Annotated in this window: 17 protein-coding genes; 11 read left to right on the top strand and 6 right to left on the bottom strand. The window is 60.3% G+C overall.

Annotated features, from left to right (window positions below; translation table 11 throughout):
* Window positions 1-29: 29 nt before the first annotated feature.
* Window positions 30-446 (bottom strand): TetR-like C-terminal domain-containing protein, encoded by a 417-nt coding sequence (locus tag HCZ23_RS00930; RefSeq protein WP_254869841.1) that lies wholly within the window; start codon window positions 444-446, stop codon window positions 30-32.
* Between the two features lie 10 nt (window positions 447-456).
* Here HCZ23_RS00930 and HCZ23_RS00925 point away from each other — a divergent pair, with 10 nt between their 5' ends.
* From HCZ23_RS00925 to HCZ23_RS00915, 3 genes are all read left to right on the top strand, one after another.
* Complete coding sequence (locus tag HCZ23_RS00925; RefSeq protein ID WP_167599828.1) at window positions 457-645, top strand: hypothetical protein; 189 nt, start codon at window positions 457-459, stop codon at window positions 643-645.
* A 71-nt stretch (window positions 646-716) separates the two neighbouring features.
* Window positions 717-1052 carry a DUF952 domain-containing protein gene (locus tag HCZ23_RS00920; RefSeq protein ID WP_167599827.1) on the top strand — a complete coding sequence of 112 codons (336 nt, stop codon included), beginning with the start codon at window positions 717-719 and terminating at the stop codon, window positions 1050-1052.
* Window positions 1053-1069: 17 nt separating this feature from the next.
* Window positions 1070-2143, top strand: coding sequence for a quinone-dependent dihydroorotate dehydrogenase (locus HCZ23_RS00915; RefSeq protein ID WP_167599826.1), 1074 nt, complete (start codon window positions 1070-1072; stop codon window positions 2141-2143).
* Window positions 2144-2176: 33 nt separating this feature from the next.
* Here HCZ23_RS00915 and HCZ23_RS00910 read toward each other — a convergent pair whose 3' ends face one another.
* The 3 genes from HCZ23_RS00910 to HCZ23_RS00900 are packed head-to-tail and all read right to left on the bottom strand — an operon-like array spanning window position 2177 to window position 4411.
* A complete protein-coding gene (locus HCZ23_RS00910; RefSeq protein ID WP_167599825.1) occupies window positions 2177-3493 on the bottom strand; it encodes an MATE family efflux transporter in 1317 nt (438 codons plus the stop codon).
* The gene (locus HCZ23_RS00905; protein ID WP_167599824.1) at window positions 3486-3986 is read right to left on the bottom strand and encodes a PaaI family thioesterase; all 501 of its coding nucleotides are present in this window, start codon (window positions 3984-3986) and stop codon (window positions 3486-3488) included. The genes HCZ23_RS00910 and HCZ23_RS00905 overlap by 8 nt, the downstream gene beginning before the upstream one ends.
* On the bottom strand, window positions 3983-4411 hold the full coding sequence (locus HCZ23_RS00900) for a PaaI family thioesterase (RefSeq protein ID WP_167599823.1): 429 nt from the start codon (window positions 4409-4411) through the stop codon (window positions 3983-3985). Before HCZ23_RS00900 ends, HCZ23_RS00905 begins: the two co-directional genes overlap by 4 nt.
* 236 nt (window positions 4412-4647) lie before the next feature.
* On the opposite strand from HCZ23_RS00900, the gene HCZ23_RS00895 reads away from it, so the two are divergent.
* From HCZ23_RS00895 to HCZ23_RS00860, 8 genes are all read left to right on the top strand, one after another.
* A complete protein-coding gene (locus tag HCZ23_RS00895; RefSeq protein WP_167599822.1) occupies window positions 4648-5019 on the top strand; it encodes a MerR family DNA-binding transcriptional regulator in 372 nt (123 codons plus the stop codon).
* 421 nt (window positions 5020-5440) lie between these two features.
* Window positions 5441-5830: a MerR family DNA-binding transcriptional regulator gene (locus tag HCZ23_RS00890; protein WP_167599821.1), complete on the top strand. Its 390-nt coding sequence runs from the start codon at window positions 5441-5443 to the stop codon at window positions 5828-5830.
* Window positions 5831-5868: 38 nt separating this feature from the next.
* A complete protein-coding gene (locus HCZ23_RS00885) occupies window positions 5869-7641 on the top strand; it encodes an acyl-CoA dehydrogenase C-terminal domain-containing protein (protein ID WP_167599820.1) in 1773 nt (590 codons plus the stop codon).
* Between the two features lie 91 nt (window positions 7642-7732).
* Window positions 7733-7945, top strand: coding sequence for a hypothetical protein (locus HCZ23_RS00880; RefSeq protein WP_167599819.1), 213 nt, complete (start codon window positions 7733-7735; stop codon window positions 7943-7945).
* A 310-nt stretch (window positions 7946-8255) separates the two neighbouring features.
* Complete coding sequence (locus tag HCZ23_RS00875; protein WP_167599818.1) at window positions 8256-8894, top strand: glutathione S-transferase family protein; 639 nt, start codon at window positions 8256-8258, stop codon at window positions 8892-8894.
* 55 nt (window positions 8895-8949) lie between these two features.
* Window positions 8950-10161 (top strand): acetyl-CoA C-acetyltransferase, encoded by a 1212-nt coding sequence (locus HCZ23_RS00870; protein ID WP_167599817.1) that lies wholly within the window; start codon window positions 8950-8952, stop codon window positions 10159-10161.
* Window positions 10162-10163: 2 nt separating this feature from the next.
* Window positions 10164-10589 (top strand): hypothetical protein, encoded by a 426-nt coding sequence (locus HCZ23_RS00865; protein WP_167599816.1) that lies wholly within the window; start codon window positions 10164-10166, stop codon window positions 10587-10589.
* Entirely contained in the window at window positions 10586-12793 is a 2208-nt protein-coding gene (locus tag HCZ23_RS00860) for a 3-hydroxyacyl-CoA dehydrogenase NAD-binding domain-containing protein (RefSeq protein ID WP_167599815.1), read from the top strand. Before HCZ23_RS00865 ends, HCZ23_RS00860 begins: the two co-directional genes overlap by 4 nt.
* A gap of 48 nt (window positions 12794-12841) precedes the next feature.
* Here HCZ23_RS00860 and HCZ23_RS00855 read toward each other — a convergent pair whose 3' ends face one another.
* Both HCZ23_RS00855 and HCZ23_RS00850 read right to left on the bottom strand, forming a co-directional pair.
* Entirely contained in the window at window positions 12842-13039 is a 198-nt protein-coding gene (locus HCZ23_RS00855; RefSeq protein ID WP_167599814.1) for a hypothetical protein, read from the bottom strand.
* A 261-nt stretch (window positions 13040-13300) separates the two neighbouring features.
* Window positions 13301-14017 (bottom strand): Hint domain-containing protein, encoded by a 717-nt coding sequence (locus tag HCZ23_RS00850; RefSeq protein WP_167599813.1) that lies wholly within the window; start codon window positions 14015-14017, stop codon window positions 13301-13303.
* Between the last annotated feature and the right edge of the window lie 98 nt (window positions 14018-14115).

The raw sequence follows: 14115 nt of genomic DNA, 5'->3' as shown, positions 1-14115 counted from the left end.
AACGCCGCAATGACAGGCAGATCATCCTTTTACGAAGCCCCGTCTTTCAGCAAGCCCCCCAGCACCTCATGCGCCAATCGTTCCGGATCTGTCTCGAGCCGTCCGGTCAAAAGCCGCATCCAGGCCGTCGCCATGATCGTCTCGGCCAGGGCCTCTGCCGTCACACCGGGTTTCACCTCGCCGCGCGCGATCGCGATGTCGACCACGGCGCTCAACGCCTCCAGCCGCTCAAGGCGATAGTGCTCCAGCGCCTCGGCGACATCGGCGTTCCCCTGCGCCTCTGCAATGATCAGCGCGAAGGTCTGGCCTTTCGGGGTCTGCCAATGGGCAAACACGAAACGGAAAAATGCGGCGATCGACGCGATCAATGTGCCTTTGTCCTCATGGAGATGCATGCCCTTGGCGCGCTCATAAACCGCCACCCCGCCCAGAACGCCTTCCCGCAAACCCAGCCGCTTGCGCTTCAGCGTCTTTGTCTTTCTGGGCGTTTACCCTTTGGTGACCGCGCTGATCTACGCCCTCGCTCCCTTCACCGCCGAGTGGCAGATCTGGGAACGCAACCTCGTCATGGTGCCGATGATCGTCGGTTCCATGGTCTTTTTCATCATTCCGGCGATCCACAAACACTGCCACCGCTGGCTCTGAGCCGCGCGGCATTTTCGCCTCTGCGTGAAAGCGGCATTGACCGCGCCGCGCCGCGCTGGCATCTGGAAGCTATGCTGATTTACAAAATCTTCCGTGCCCCCGAATGGGCGGCCATGCAAACCGCTGGCGAGACCCTCGGCGCCCCCGTGGATCTCGCCGACGGCTATGTCCATTTCTCCACCAAAGACCAACTCGCCGAGACCGCCGCGAAATGGTTCGCCGGTGAAGAGAACCTGCACCTTCTCGCGCTTGAGAGCGATGCGCTCGCGCCCCATCTCAAATGGGAACCTTCGCGTGGCGGGGCACTTTTCCCGCACCTCTACCGGGCGCTGACCATGGAGGACATCCTCTGGGTCAAACCCCTGCCGCTTGGCCCAGAGGGCCATATCTTCCCCGATCTGTCCTGAGCCCCTAGGAGCCGCAAATGTCTATTTTCGAACAATTCGGCATGATGGTCCTGCGCAGCTTCGACCCGGAAAAGTCTCATAAACTGTCGCTCTCCGCGCTGCGTGCGGGGCTCGCGCCCCTGCCCGGCCCGGTCACCTCGCCCCGGCTCAAGACCACCTTCGCCGGGATCGAAATGCCCAACCCCGTTGGCCTCGCCGCAGGCTTCGACAAAAACGCCGAAGCCATCCCGCAGCTGTCGCGCGCGGGCTTTGGCTTTATCGAATTGGGCGCCGCCACACCGCGTCCGCAGCCCGGCAACCCAAAGCCGCGCCTGTTTCGCCTGACCGAAGATCACGCGGTGATCAATCGTTTCGGCTTCAACAACGATGGCATGGAAGAGATCGCCAACCGCCTCGCCCGCAGCCGTCATGCCTCTCAAGGCATGGAGATTCCCATCGGCCTCAACCTCGGTGCCAACAAGGATAGCGAAGATCGCGCGGCGGATTTCGCGAAAGTTCTGGCGCATTGCGGCAACTTTATCGACTTCGCGACGGTCAATGTGTCGAGCCCCAACACAGAAAAACTGCGCGACCTGCAAGGCGCCGAGGCGCTCGAAGCGCTCTTGGCAGGCGTGCTCGACGCCCGCAAAGGCCTGAAACGCGCCGTGCCGGTTCTGTTGAAAATCGCCCCCGACCTTTCGCTCACAGAGCTTCAGGAAATCGCCGAAGTGGCCCGCAAATCCGGCATCGATGGCGTCATCGCCACCAACACCACACTGTCGCGCGAAGGTTTGAAATCTGCACATAAAGGCGAGGCTGGCGGGCTCTCCGGGCGTCCATTGTTCGAAAAGTCCACGCGCGTGCTCGCAACGCTCTCGCGCGAATTGGGCGACGACGTGCCGCTCATTGGCGTTGGCGGCATTTCTTCGGCGCTCGATGCCTATGCGAAAATCCGCGCGGGCGCCTCTTTGGTCCAACTCTATTCCGCGATGGTCTACCAAGGCCTCTCGCTCGCCCCCCGCATCGCGCGCGGCTTGGACGACCTGCTCGCCAAAGACGGCTTCGATCACGTCTCAGAAGCGGTCGGGACTGGGCGCGGCGACTGGCTGTAAGCCGCCGTTTCCTTTGCTGTCAAAATACTCAAATCAGGCCTCAGCACTCCGCTCCAGCCCCGGATATTTCGCAAATAGCGTCGCGCCACGGGCGATGTAGCTGATCATCAGCGCCGCCCAAAGCCCATGGTTGCCCCAAAGCGGGATCAGCACCGCGACGGCGACAAGATAGACCAAAAGCGACAGCACCATCATGTTGCGCATGTCGCGTGTCCGCGTGGCGCCGATGAAAATCCCGTCGAGCATCCAGGCCGCAAGCCCCAACAAAGGTCCCGCCACCATCCACGGCAGATAGGTCCGCGCTTCAAGACGCACATCCGGTGCGGTGGTCATCACGTCGATGATCGCGCCCCCGAAGACGGCAAATCCCAACGCCAGCAAAGCGGATACGATCAGCCCCCAAAAGGACGCCAAAACCGCGCCTCGGCGCAGCGCCATGCGCGAGCGTGCGCCCAGAGCATTGCCGACGATGGCCTCGGCGGCAAAGGCAAAACCGTCGAGCGCATAGGCGGTGATCTCGATGAATTGCATCAGGATCTGGTTCGAAGCCAGCGTCAGATCGCCAAAACCCGCGCCGAAGAACGTAAAGCTGACCATGATGCCCAAAAGCAAAACGGAGCGGATCAGAATATCCGTGTTGACCCGGAGCATATGCATGAGCCGAGCGCCGTCGAAGACCTGCGCCCAATCGCGCCAGAGCGCGGTTTTGAAGGCATCGCGACAAAGCCACAGGCCAAAGGCGGCGCCGGAGACCTCGGCCAGCACCGTCGCAATCGCCACGCCCTCGACACCCCACCCCAGCCCCAGAACGAACCAGAGATCGAGACCGATGTTGAGCCCGTTCATCCAAAGCTGAAGCAGAAGGACGCCCGTGGTGCGCTCCTGCGCGATGAGCCAGCCGGTCAGGCCGAAAACCGCGATATTGAACGGTGCGGACCAGATGCGGATGCCGATGTAACTGCGCGCGAGGCTTTCGACCTCAACGGAGGCTGGCGCCAGACGAAAGGACGCCCAGAGGAGCGGCGCTTGGAACAGGATCAAAAGCCCGCCACCGATGACGCCGATCATCAGCGCGCGGGTCAAAAGCGCGGCCACCTCGCCCGTGTCGCCTGCACCCCGCGCCTGGCTGACCATGCCGGTCGTGCCCATGCGCAGAAAGCCGAAGACCCAATAAAGCGAGGCCAGAATGATCGCGCCAAGGCCAACTGCGCCGATAGGCGCCGCTTCCCCCATTTGTCCCACGACGCCGGTGTCGACCGCCCCCAGAATGGGCACGGTGGCGTTGGACAAGACGATGGGCAGCGCGATTTTCAGGACCCGCCGATGGGTCAAGGGAAGCGCTTCAGTCATTGGAAGTGCGATTGTCCGGCATCAGGAAATGCCCCGTCGCATGCACGGTCGGACGCGCCCGGTTGTCTTGCCAGGCCTCGACCTGCACCGAGGCATAGCGCCGCCCGGCGCGGGTGATCTCGGCACGGGCATAGGCATCGCGCGGCAGACCGGAGCGCAGGTAATCGACAGTCAGATCAATGGTTTTCGGAAACTTCGGCAGGACATCCACGGTCTCCCCCGCTTCGATCTTGGGCCAGACCATGGACCAGCTGAGCGTGATCAAAGCAGTGACTTCAAGGAATGCCGCCAAAGCCCCACCATGAAGCGCGGGCAGCGACGTGTTGCCGATCAGATCGGGACGATAGGGCATCACAGCGGTCAGCTCATCACCGCGGCGTTCGAATTCGAAGCCCATGAAAGAGATATAGGGCACGCGCGCCACCAGGGCAGAAAGCGCGGCATCGCGACGTTCTTTAACGACCTGAATCGGTTCGGGCTTTGTGCGGCTCATGATTTGCCCCTTTCCACGGCAAAGGCGCCTGTGGCGGCGGCGACCGGCACGTCGGAGGCACCATCTGTGGCGGACACCCGCACGAATCCCACGGCACGCGTCATGTGATAACAAATCGCATGGGCGGTGATCGTCGCGCCGGGTTTGGCCGCGCGCATATAATCGATTCTGAGATCGAGCGTGGCGGTCGCGGGGCCGGCTTTTGGATGGCTCATCACCGCCGCCCCCGCGCAGGTGTCCATTAAGGCCGAAACGGCACCGCCATGAATCACACCGCTTTCCGGGTCCCCGACCAGTTTTTCCGAATAGGGCATGTAAATCTCAGCCTCGCCCTCACCGATGGTCGTCAGAACCATGCCGAGCGCATCGCAATGCGGCAGGCCCGCGATGAATTGACGGGCGATTTCGGTACGGTCGGCGGACATGATCTTTTTCTTTCTGAGCGCTTTCTCGGTGCGTCCATAATGTGTCCTGCCGCTCTCGCTGCAAGGAGAAAATGACACATGGCGGGGCGTTGCGCGCCAAGCTGACGCGACGAAATCATCCGGCTTATCTCGGCTTGATCCTCCCCCGCGCGGATGGCTATGGTCGCGCAAGACGGCGAAATTGAGTTGCGGAACTGAACTCATCAGTTTAGATGCGACGTGAGGAGAGAGAAGCCATGTCCGATCAACGTCTCACGTTCAAAGAGATGTGCGCCGAGTTCGATGTGACCCCGCGCACGTTGCGGTATTATGAATATATCGAACTTCTGGCGCCTGAAAAGGAAGGCCGGTCGCGGTTCTATACGCCGCGCGAGGTGGCGCGGATGACGCTTATCTTGAGGGGGCGCAAATACGGGTTCTCTCTGGAAGAAATCCGCCAGTGGCTTTTGATCTACGAGGAAAAGGGCACGGCGGCTCAGGCGCAGGCGTTTTTGGATTTGGCCGATCGTCAGTTGACGGCGCTTGAAGAGCAAAAACGCGAGCTTGATCAAGCGATTGCGGAACTCAAGGAGCTGCGCGCGGAGACCGCAAAGAACGTCTCCGCCTGACGCCGGACCCTCCTGCACTGATTTGCGACGTTACGTTCCCATGTCGGATGGGCTTTGAGTGCCTGCTGCGTCGGTATGTGCCCCCGCCAGCGCAGATGTTGGGTATAGGCCTCATACAGGGCCAAAATCCAAAGCGCTTTAAGTTGCGCTATTCAAACAAAAACATTCATTTGTCGACATCTAAACCAAACCGTTTGCATTGATCGCTCCGAGAGAATATTTTGGCGGAGCTCAGCGGGCCTTCGATGCTCAGGGCGTCCCCCAAAAGTGACGCCACGTTTCGATTAAAGAGGCCTCTGTGATAAGATTAGAGTGAGGCGACGGCGCAAGCTGCGGGCCTCATAACAGGAAGCCACGGCCGGACGGGTTCACCCCGCACAGGACCAGCGACCCAAGTGACGAGAGACCGGAGCACGCCGACGTGACGAATGAGGTTATGACGATCCGTGAGATGTGTGATGCGTTCGACGTGACGCCCCGCACATTGCGCTTTTACGAAGCCAAGGAGCTATTGTTTCCGATCCGCGAGGGTCAGAAGCGGCTCTTTACCAAACGGGACCGGGCGCGTTTGACGCTGATCCTGCGCGGCAAGAAATTTGGCTTTGCCCTTGAAGAGATCCGGCAGCTGCTCGATCTCTACAAGGAGGAAGATCACGGTGAAAAGCAATTGCGTGAGACCCTTGCGGCCTATCACGTGAAGCTCGCGGAAATGGAGGCGCAGAAACAGGCGCTGATCGCGGTCATGACCGATCTGGAGGATGAAATCGCATTTGTCGAAGGGCAAATCGAAGGATTGAAACGCGAGGGGTGACAGATGTCTCCCACGCGCTGTGCAAAGGGAGACACGCCATGCCGAGCTACACGGCTCCGATTAAAGACATTCAATATGTTCTGCACGATGTGCTGAACATTTCGGGCTCCGACATTCCGGGCTACGCGGACCTTGAACCCGAGTTCACCGAAGCCATTTTTGACGCCGCGGGCCAACTGGCCTCCGAGGTGATCGCGCCTTTGAACGTCGTGGGCGACAAGGAAGGCTGTACGCTGGAGAACGGCGTTATCACCACGCCGACGGGCTTTAAAGAAGCCTTCGAACAGGTGAAAGAGGGTGGCTGGCCCGGTCTCGACATGCCGGAGGAATTCGGCGGTCAGGGCATGCCCTATGTGATCAACACCGCCGTGGGCGAAATGTTCTCCGCCGCGAACCAGGCCTTTACCATGTACCAGGGCCTGACCCATGGTGCGGCCTCCGCAATCCTCGTGCACGGCACGGATCAGCAAAAGGCCACCTACCTGCCGAAGATGACGTCCTGCGACTGGACCGGCACGATGAACCTGACGGAGCCCCATTGCGGCACCGATCTGGGCCTCATGCGCACCAAGGCCGAGCCGCTGGCGGATGGCAGCTATAAAATCTCCGGCCAGAAGATTTTCATCTCGGCGGGCGATCACGACATGTCCGAGAATGTCATCCACCTCGTGTTGGCGAAAATCGTCGGCGGGCCTGAGGGGATCAAAGGGGTGTCTTTGTTCATCGTGCCGAAATTCATCGTCGATGAAGACGGCAATCCGGGCGCGAAGAACGGCGTGTCGGTTGGCTCAATCGAAGAGAAAATGGGTATCCACGGCAACTCGACCTGTGTGATGAACTACGACGAGGCGACGGGCTATCTCCTGGGCACTGAGCACAAGGGCATGCGCGCCATGTTCACCATGATGAACGAAGCCCGTCTTGGCGTCGGCATGCAGGGCCTCGCCCAGGCCGAAGCCGCCTATCAGAACGCGGTGATCTACGCCAAGGACCGGCTGCAAGGCCGTGCCGTGACGGGCGTCGAAAACCCGGACAGCCCCGCCGATCCGCTGATCGTCCACCCGGACATTCGCCGCAACCTGATGGATCAAAAGAGCTTTATCGAGGGCGCACGCGCCTTCATGCTTTGGGGCGCGCAGCTCATCGACCAAGCGCATCGCTCCGAGGACAAGGACGCCGACGGCCTCATCTCTCTGATGACGCCGGTGCTCAAGGGCTTCCTGACCGACAAGGGCTATGAGGCGACCGTCAATGCGCAGCAGGTCTACGGCGGCCACGGCTATATCGAAGAATGGGGCATGTCGCAGTTCACCCGCGACGCCCGGATCGCCATGATTTATGAGGGCGCCAACGGCGTTCAGGCGCTTGACCTCGTGGGCCGCAAACTGGCGACCGATGGCGGCAAACACGTCATGGCCTTCTTCGAGATGGTGAAGAGTTTCTGCAAAGAGAACGGCGAAGGCGATATGGCCGAATTCGTCGATCCGCTGAAAGCCGCTTCGAAAGACCTTCAGGGCGCGGGCATGTTCTTCATGCAGAACGGCATGAAAAACCCGAACGCGGCGCTGTCCGGCTCTTATGACTTCATGCACCTCTTCGGCTACGTCTGCCTCGGTCTGATGTGGGCGCGGATGGCGAAAGTCTCTCTGGCGGCTCTGGAAAACGGTACGGATGACGCAGAGTTCCACCAGAACAAGCTCACCACCGCGCGCTATTACATGGCCCGCCAACTGCCGATGACCGGCACGCTTTTGAAACGCATCGAATCCGGTGCCGATCCGGTGATGACTCTGCCTGCCGAGGCGTTCTAAACTGCGCCCAACCCGAAACATGAGGCCCCTGCCCTTGGCGGGGGCCTTTTCATTTGATGCGTCCGAAAAGACGAAATGACGGAGCGTAACCATGCCGAAGCGATTCAGAATGACGCGGCGTTTTCCTGTTTCCATGACCGAAGACGGGTATCGTCGTCTCAGACAGTTCGCGAGGGAGGCGGGCTTGGACGAAGGAGAGGCGCTGTCTTTTCTGTTCGAGAATTTCACCTCCGTCACGGATGAGGAAAAACTGACGCACCGGCTGCGTCTGTTCAATTCGGATTTGGAGACGAGAAAGAGATGAGTTTTGTGGCGCATCATACGCAAAAGGCCCGCATTGGAGCCGTGATGTGCCCGAAGCCTCATAATCGTGAGTATTTAGTCCAAGAAAAAGACCAGAATGCGCGCGAAAGCCGATCGACCGCAGGCTTGCGCCCCGCCTTGAGGCCTTCACGCGACTTTTCCTTGGGCGGCCATCGGCTCTCCAGCCTGTTCCGCAGCTTCGAACATGATCCGTTAAGGTTAACTAAGGGTAAGTGTCCTGATTTTTTCTTGGCGAAAATACTCAAAACCGAGGCCGGTCGCACTACCTGTGTCTCAAAAGGAGACGCGCGATGACCATTGAGCTCTATTGCTTCGGCGAAAGCGGCCATTCCTACAAGGTGGCGCTTGGATTGACCCTCGCGGGCCTCGACTGGACCCCGGTCTATGTCGATTTCTTTCACGGAGAGGCGCGTTCCGAGACCTTTCGCACGCTCAATCCGATGGGCGAATGTCCGGTCTATGTGGACGGAGATCTGATCCTGACACAATCCGGCGTGATCCTTGATCATATCGCCAAACAGACCGGCAAGTTCGAGGGCCAAAGCGAAGCTGAGCGGCGCGAGGTGTTGCGCTGGGTTTTGTGGGACAATCACAAGATGTCCTCGCAGGCTGGCACGGCGCGCTTTCTGATGAATTTCCTGCCCGAGGACAAACGCCCCGCCGAGGTGATCGCTTTTCTACAAGGCCGCCTCAAAGCCGCCTTCACGGTTCTGAACGACGCACTTGCGGATCGGACCTGGCTGGCCGGAACGGACGAGATCAGCGCCGCCGATCTGTCCTGTTGTTCCTATCTCTTTTACCCGGAGCCTTTCGGATTTGACCGCGCCGATTGGCCCCATATCGACGCCTGGCTGGATCGCATCAGCGCCCTGCCCGGCTGGAAACACCCATACGACATGATGCCCGGAAATCCGACGGACCGGGCGTGAAAACCAAGCCTGAAACCGGGCCTGAAACGCCACTGCCAAGACTTTGGAGGAGACTATGACCGAAGCCTATATTTACGACGCCCTGCGCAGCCCGCGCGGCAAAGGGCGCAAGGACGGGAGCCTGCACGAGGTGACCTCGGCCGCGCTCTCCGCGCAGATGCTGAACGCCGTCAAGGAGCGCAACGGACTTGAGGGCCATGCTGTCGAGGACGTGATCTGGGGCAATGTGACCCAGGTCGGCGAACAGGGCGGCTGCCTTGCGCGCACGGCCGTTTTGGCCTCCGATCTCGATCAATCCATCCCCGGCCTCGCGATCAACCGCTTCTGCGCCTCGGGCATGGAAGCCGTGAACCTCGCCGCCAATCAGGTCAAAGGCGGGGCGGGCATGGCCTATATCGCCGGCGGCGTCGAGATGATGGGCCGGGTTGCCATGGGCTCCGACGGGGCGGCGATTGCGGTCGATCCCCACATTGCGATGAAGACGTACTTTGTGCCACAGGGCATCTCGGCGGACATCATCGCCACCGAATACGGGTTCACCCGCGAAGAGGCCGATGCGCTGGCAGTCGAGTCGCAAAACCGCGCCGAAGCCGCGTGGAAGGACAATCGTTTCGCGAAATCCATCGTGCCGGTCAAGGACATGAACGGGCTGACCATTCTCGACCATGACGAATATATGCGTCCGGGCACCTCGGTCGAAGCTTTGGGTGCGCTCAAAGCCTCGTTCAAGGAAATGGGCGAGGTCATGCCGGGCTTCGACAAGATCGCGCTGATGAAATATCCGCATCTTGAGAAGATCAACCATATCCACCATGCGGGCAACTCGTCGGGCATCGTCGATGGCTCCGCCGCCGTTCTGATCGGCAACAAGGAATTCGGCGAGAAATATGGCCTCAAACCGCGTGCGCGCATCCGGGCGACCGCCAAGATCGGCACCGATCCGACCATCATGCTCACCGGCCCGGTTCCCGTGACCGAGAAAATCCTGCGCGACAGCGGCATGTCGATCAGTGACATCGATCTCTTCGAAGTCAACGAGGCCTTCGCCTCCGTCGTCATGCGCTTCATGCAGGCATTCGATGTTGATTCCTCGAAAGTGAACGTCAATGGTGGGTCTATCGCGATGGGCCACCCTCTTGGCGCAACCGGGGCGATCATCATCGGCACGCTTCTGGACGAGCTGGAGCGCAAAGGCCTTGGCACAGGTCTCGCCACGCTTTGTATCGCATCTGGGATGGGAGCGGCGACGATCATCGAAAGGATCTGAATGTGAACGCGGCAGAGTTTCGCGAGTTTCTGGACGATATTTCCACCTGTTTCATCACAGGGGACTTCACGCTCTGGGCCTCGCGCATCCTTCTGCCCTTTTCCATGGTGACACAACAAGGCCCCGTTTTCATGACAACCCTCGAAGAGCTCCGCGAGAATTTCGATCTCTACCTTCAGGCCGGCACGGTCATGAGGCTGGACGATATTTTTCGCCGCCCGATCTCTTTGGAGGATTGTCGCGACGGGACCTTCATCGGAACCTATGAGACTGAACTGCTGAGCCACGGACATCGCGCGACGGAGCCTTTCACCTCCTCCGCCCTGATCCACGCCACCGACGGGGGGTATAAAATGTCCTCCATCATGAATGCGCGCGGGCATCATCCCTGGACTGGCACCAGCCCTGCGAAAGAGGGAAAACAATGACTGATTTTCATTACGACGTAGACAGCGACGGCGTGGCCGTCATCACCTGGGACATCCCGAACAAGAGCATGAACGTGCTCTCGATGGAGGGGATTTCCGAACTGGACGCCTGTATCGACAAGGCGTTGGGGGACGAGGCCGTCAAAGGCATCGTCATCACCTCGGGCAAGGACACCTTTGCCGGCGGCATGGATTTGAACATCATCGCCAAGATGAAGGACGCGGCGGGAGATGACCCGGCCAAGGGGCTTTTCGACGGGCTGATGAACATGCACGCGATCCTGCGCAAGCTGGAACGTGCAGGGATGGACCCGAAGACCAACAAGGGCGGCAAACCCGTCGCGGCGGCCCTTCCGGGCACGGCGCTTGGCATCGGCCTCGAACTGCCACTTTCCTGTCACCGCATCTTTGCCGCCGACAACCCGAAGGCCAAGATCGGCCTGCCGGAGATCAAGGTCGGCATCTTCCCCGGCATGGGCGGCACCACGCGCGTCTCGCGCATGGTCGGCGCGATGGCGGCGGCGCCGATCCTGCTTGAGGGCAAGATGTTGGACCCGAAAAAAGCCAAGGGCGCGGGCATCATTCAAGAGGTGGTGGACCCCGGCGAACTTTTGGCGAAAGCCAAAGACTGGGTGTTGAACGCGAAAGACGCGGACATCGTGAAACCTTGGGACGCGAAGGGTTGGAAAATGCCCGGCGGCGCGCCCTACCACCCGGCGGGTTTCATGACCTTCGTCGGCGCCTCCGCCATGGTCAACGGCAACACCCAGGGCGTCTATCCGGCGGCGAAGGCGCTTCTGTCGGCGGTCTACGAAGGCGCGATGGTGCCCTTCGACACTGCGCTCAAGATCGAAGCGCGTTGGTTCACCCATGTGCTGATGAACCCCTCGTCGTCGTCGATGATCCGGTCGCTGTTCATCAACAAGGAAGCCTTGGAAAAAGGCGCGAACCGTCCCGAGGTCGCGGACCAGACCGTCAAAAAAGTCGGCGTCTTGGGCGCAGGCATGATGGGCGCAGGCATTGCCTATGTCTCGGCCAATGCGGGCATCGAGGTTGTGTTGATCGATCAGAAACAAGAGGCGGCGGACAGGGGAAAAGCTTACTCCGAGACCATCCTCGACAAGGGCATCAGCCGCAAAAAGGTGACGCCGGAGAAGAAAGAGCAAGTGCTCTCGCGCATCACCGCGACCACCGATCTGGACGCTCTCAAGGGTTGTGACCTGATCGTTGAGGCAGTCTTTGAAGACATTGGCGTCAAGGCGGAGATGACCAAGAAGGTCGAGGCCATCGTGGGCCCGGACTGCATCTTTGCCTCGAACACCTCGACGCTGCCGATTACTGAGCTGGCCAAGGCGTCTGCGCGCCCGGAGCAGTTCATCGGCATCCACTTCTTTAGCCCCGTCGACAAGATGCTCCTCGTGGAGATCATCAAGGGCAAAGAGACCGGCGACGTGGCCGTGGCGAAAGCGCTCGACTACGTGCGCCAGATCCGCAAGACGCCGATCGTGGTCAATGACGCGCGCTTCTTCTACGCCAACCGCTGCATCATTCCCTACATCAACGAGGGCGTGCGCATGGCCGCTGAGGGTGTGGATCTGCCGCTCATCGAGAATGCCGCGAAGCTGTTGGGCTTCCCGCTCGGGCCGCTTCAACTGATCGACGAGACCTCGATTGATCTCGGCGTGAAGATCGCCAAGGCCACCAAAGCCGCCATGGGCGACGCCTACCCGGACGAAGCCGTGGATGAGGTGGTGTTCTGGATGTTCGATCAGGGGCGTCTGGGCAAAAAGGCCAATGCCGGCTTCTATGACTATGACGAGAAGGGCAAACGCGGCTTCCTCTGGGAGGGCTTCAACGAAGAGTTCCCGGTGGCCGACGCCCAGCCCGATCTGGATGAGGTCCAGCACCGTCTGATGATGGCGCAGGTGCTCGAAGCCGTCCGCGCACTCGAAGAGGGCGTGTTGGAAGACATCCGCGAGGGCGACGTGGGCGCAATCCTCGGTTGGGGCTTTGCGCCCTGGTCCGGCGGTCCGTTCTCCTGGCTCGACATCATCGGGGCTGGCAAAGCGGTCGAGATTTGCGACAATCTCACCGCCACGCATGGGCCGCGCTTTGAGACACCGAAGCTCCTGCGCGAGATGGCGGCCTCTGGCGAGACCTTCTATGGCCGCTTCGGTGCGGGCGTCGACAGCAAAGCCGCCTGAGCGCGCCTCATATGACACTCAGCCCTTCCCTTTCCGGGGAGGGCTTTTTTATGCGTCTTCTTTGGCCAATTCGGCAAACATCTCGCGGCCTTGGATTTGTGGCGCCATGGTGCACCAGCGGTCTTCGACCTGTACCCAATGGGCGTCGTTTTCCGTGGCATGCACGATGATCCGCCCCGGCTCCGAGGTGACCGGCGCGACGATGAGATTGAGGAAAAGCGCGAGCGCTTCGGCGGAAATACACATGGATCAGGCTCCGTAGTTGAGTGCCCCCTCGCGCCCTGATGAGCCCTCCCACACGAGGCGTGAACCCAGCTTAGCCTCTTGTCTCTCCGGCAGCGCTGAGAAAATGCTGCGCCGCAGCATTACACCCATGCAAATGATAGCTTCTTAGGCAATTTCAGCCGCGAAAGCCTAATATTCAACAGTCCCAAAACCAAAAAGGCCCGCGCGGATCTGCGCAGGCCCCCTCCCGGCCTCATCCCGAAGCCTCAACCTCTTTGCGTCTCAGGACGCGTAATGCCGTGCCTCGCGCCCTCTCTGGCGGCGCTCTTCCTGCATCCAAGCATAGTCCTGCGCATCCTCGTCGATCAACGCATCCACGAACATCCGCGCCTGAGTCAGCGACAAGACTTCGTAGCCCGGCACGTAGCGGTCCTCCATCAACCCGGCGATGGTCACGGCCTCCTCTGCCGGACAGTGAAACAGCGCTCCGATATTGCCGAACACCACTTGTTCGGTGTCGAAATGCAGGATCACGACCTCGATCGGTTTGCGCACATGCTCACGCTCGATCCCCTTGTAGCCCTCCAAAGCGAGAGCCGGCATCAAGGTGAAAGGATCGCCAAACATCGCCTCGCCCGCATCGCTTTCCACCATGACCGGCTGTTCCGGCAAAAGCGTCATCGCGGACCGATTGCCCAAGGCGCCCGCAGGCACATGAAGCGGCCAGAGAGACGCGGGCGTCCTGCTCTGATCCGTATAGGTCCAGCGCTTCGTGATCCGCCGCACAGGCTGCATCCCCTCATCGAATGTCAGCACCTTATCGCCCTCTTGCAGAGCCGCCACATCGCGCCAGCCGATGCTGGTCGCCACCTGCATCCCGGCAATGAGACCCGAGGTCAGCGCCACGTGCCCGCCATGAAACGTCCCATCCCAAACGCCGGAGCGCCCACCCGCATCATAAACCGGCTCTTTGCGCAACATCTGACCAAGCTTCATCATCATCTCATCCCTATGAGGCTTTTCGGGTGGCAGCCCGAGCTCTGCGATCTGTGAGATTATGAAAAGGTGGCCGGTGGGGTCACAGTTCGACGCGAATG

It is taken from the genome of Celeribacter sp. HF31 (assembly GCF_011806455.1).
GTDB lineage: Bacteria > Pseudomonadota > Alphaproteobacteria > Rhodobacterales > Rhodobacteraceae > Celeribacter.
Note: the sequence above shows the minus strand (reverse complement) of the source record. Positions and strands in the feature narration are given on the sequence as shown.

Bases quoted from the DNA above. Each gene is read 5' to 3' on its own strand.
- HCZ23_RS00900 (WP_167599823.1), bottom strand. From the start codon at position 4,411: ATGTCCGCCGACCGTACCGAAATCGCCCGTCAATTCATCGCGGGCCTG.
- HCZ23_RS00905 (WP_167599824.1), bottom strand. From the start codon at position 3,986: ATGAGCCGCACAAAGCCCGAACCGATTCAGGTCGTTAAAGAACGTCGC.
- HCZ23_RS00870 (WP_167599817.1), top strand. From the start codon at position 8,950: ATGACCGAAGCCTATATTTACGACGCCCTGCGCAGCCCGCGCGGCAAA.
- HCZ23_RS00910 (WP_167599825.1), bottom strand. From the start codon at position 3,493: ATGACTGAAGCGCTTCCCTTGACCCATCGGCGGGTCCTGAAAATCGCG.
- HCZ23_RS00915 (WP_167599826.1), top strand. From the start codon at position 1,070: ATGTCTATTTTCGAACAATTCGGCATGATGGTCCTGCGCAGCTTCGAC.
- HCZ23_RS00855 (WP_167599814.1), bottom strand. From the start codon at position 13,039: ATGTGTATTTCCGCCGAAGCGCTCGCGCTTTTCCTCAATCTCATCGTC.
- HCZ23_RS00895 (WP_167599822.1), top strand. From the start codon at position 4,648: ATGTCCGATCAACGTCTCACGTTCAAAGAGATGTGCGCCGAGTTCGAT.
- HCZ23_RS00850 (WP_167599813.1), bottom strand. From the start codon at position 14,017: ATGATGAAGCTTGGTCAGATGTTGCGCAAAGAGCCGGTTTATGATGCG.
- HCZ23_RS00920 (WP_167599827.1), top strand. From the start codon at position 717: ATGCTGATTTACAAAATCTTCCGTGCCCCCGAATGGGCGGCCATGCAA.
- HCZ23_RS00880 (WP_167599819.1), top strand. From the start codon at position 7,733: ATGCCGAAGCGATTCAGAATGACGCGGCGTTTTCCTGTTTCCATGACC.
- HCZ23_RS00860 (WP_167599815.1), top strand. From the start codon at position 10,586: ATGACTGATTTTCATTACGACGTAGACAGCGACGGCGTGGCCGTCATC.
- HCZ23_RS00875 (WP_167599818.1), top strand. From the start codon at position 8,256: ATGACCATTGAGCTCTATTGCTTCGGCGAAAGCGGCCATTCCTACAAG.
- HCZ23_RS00885 (WP_167599820.1), top strand. From the start codon at position 5,869: ATGCCGAGCTACACGGCTCCGATTAAAGACATTCAATATGTTCTGCAC.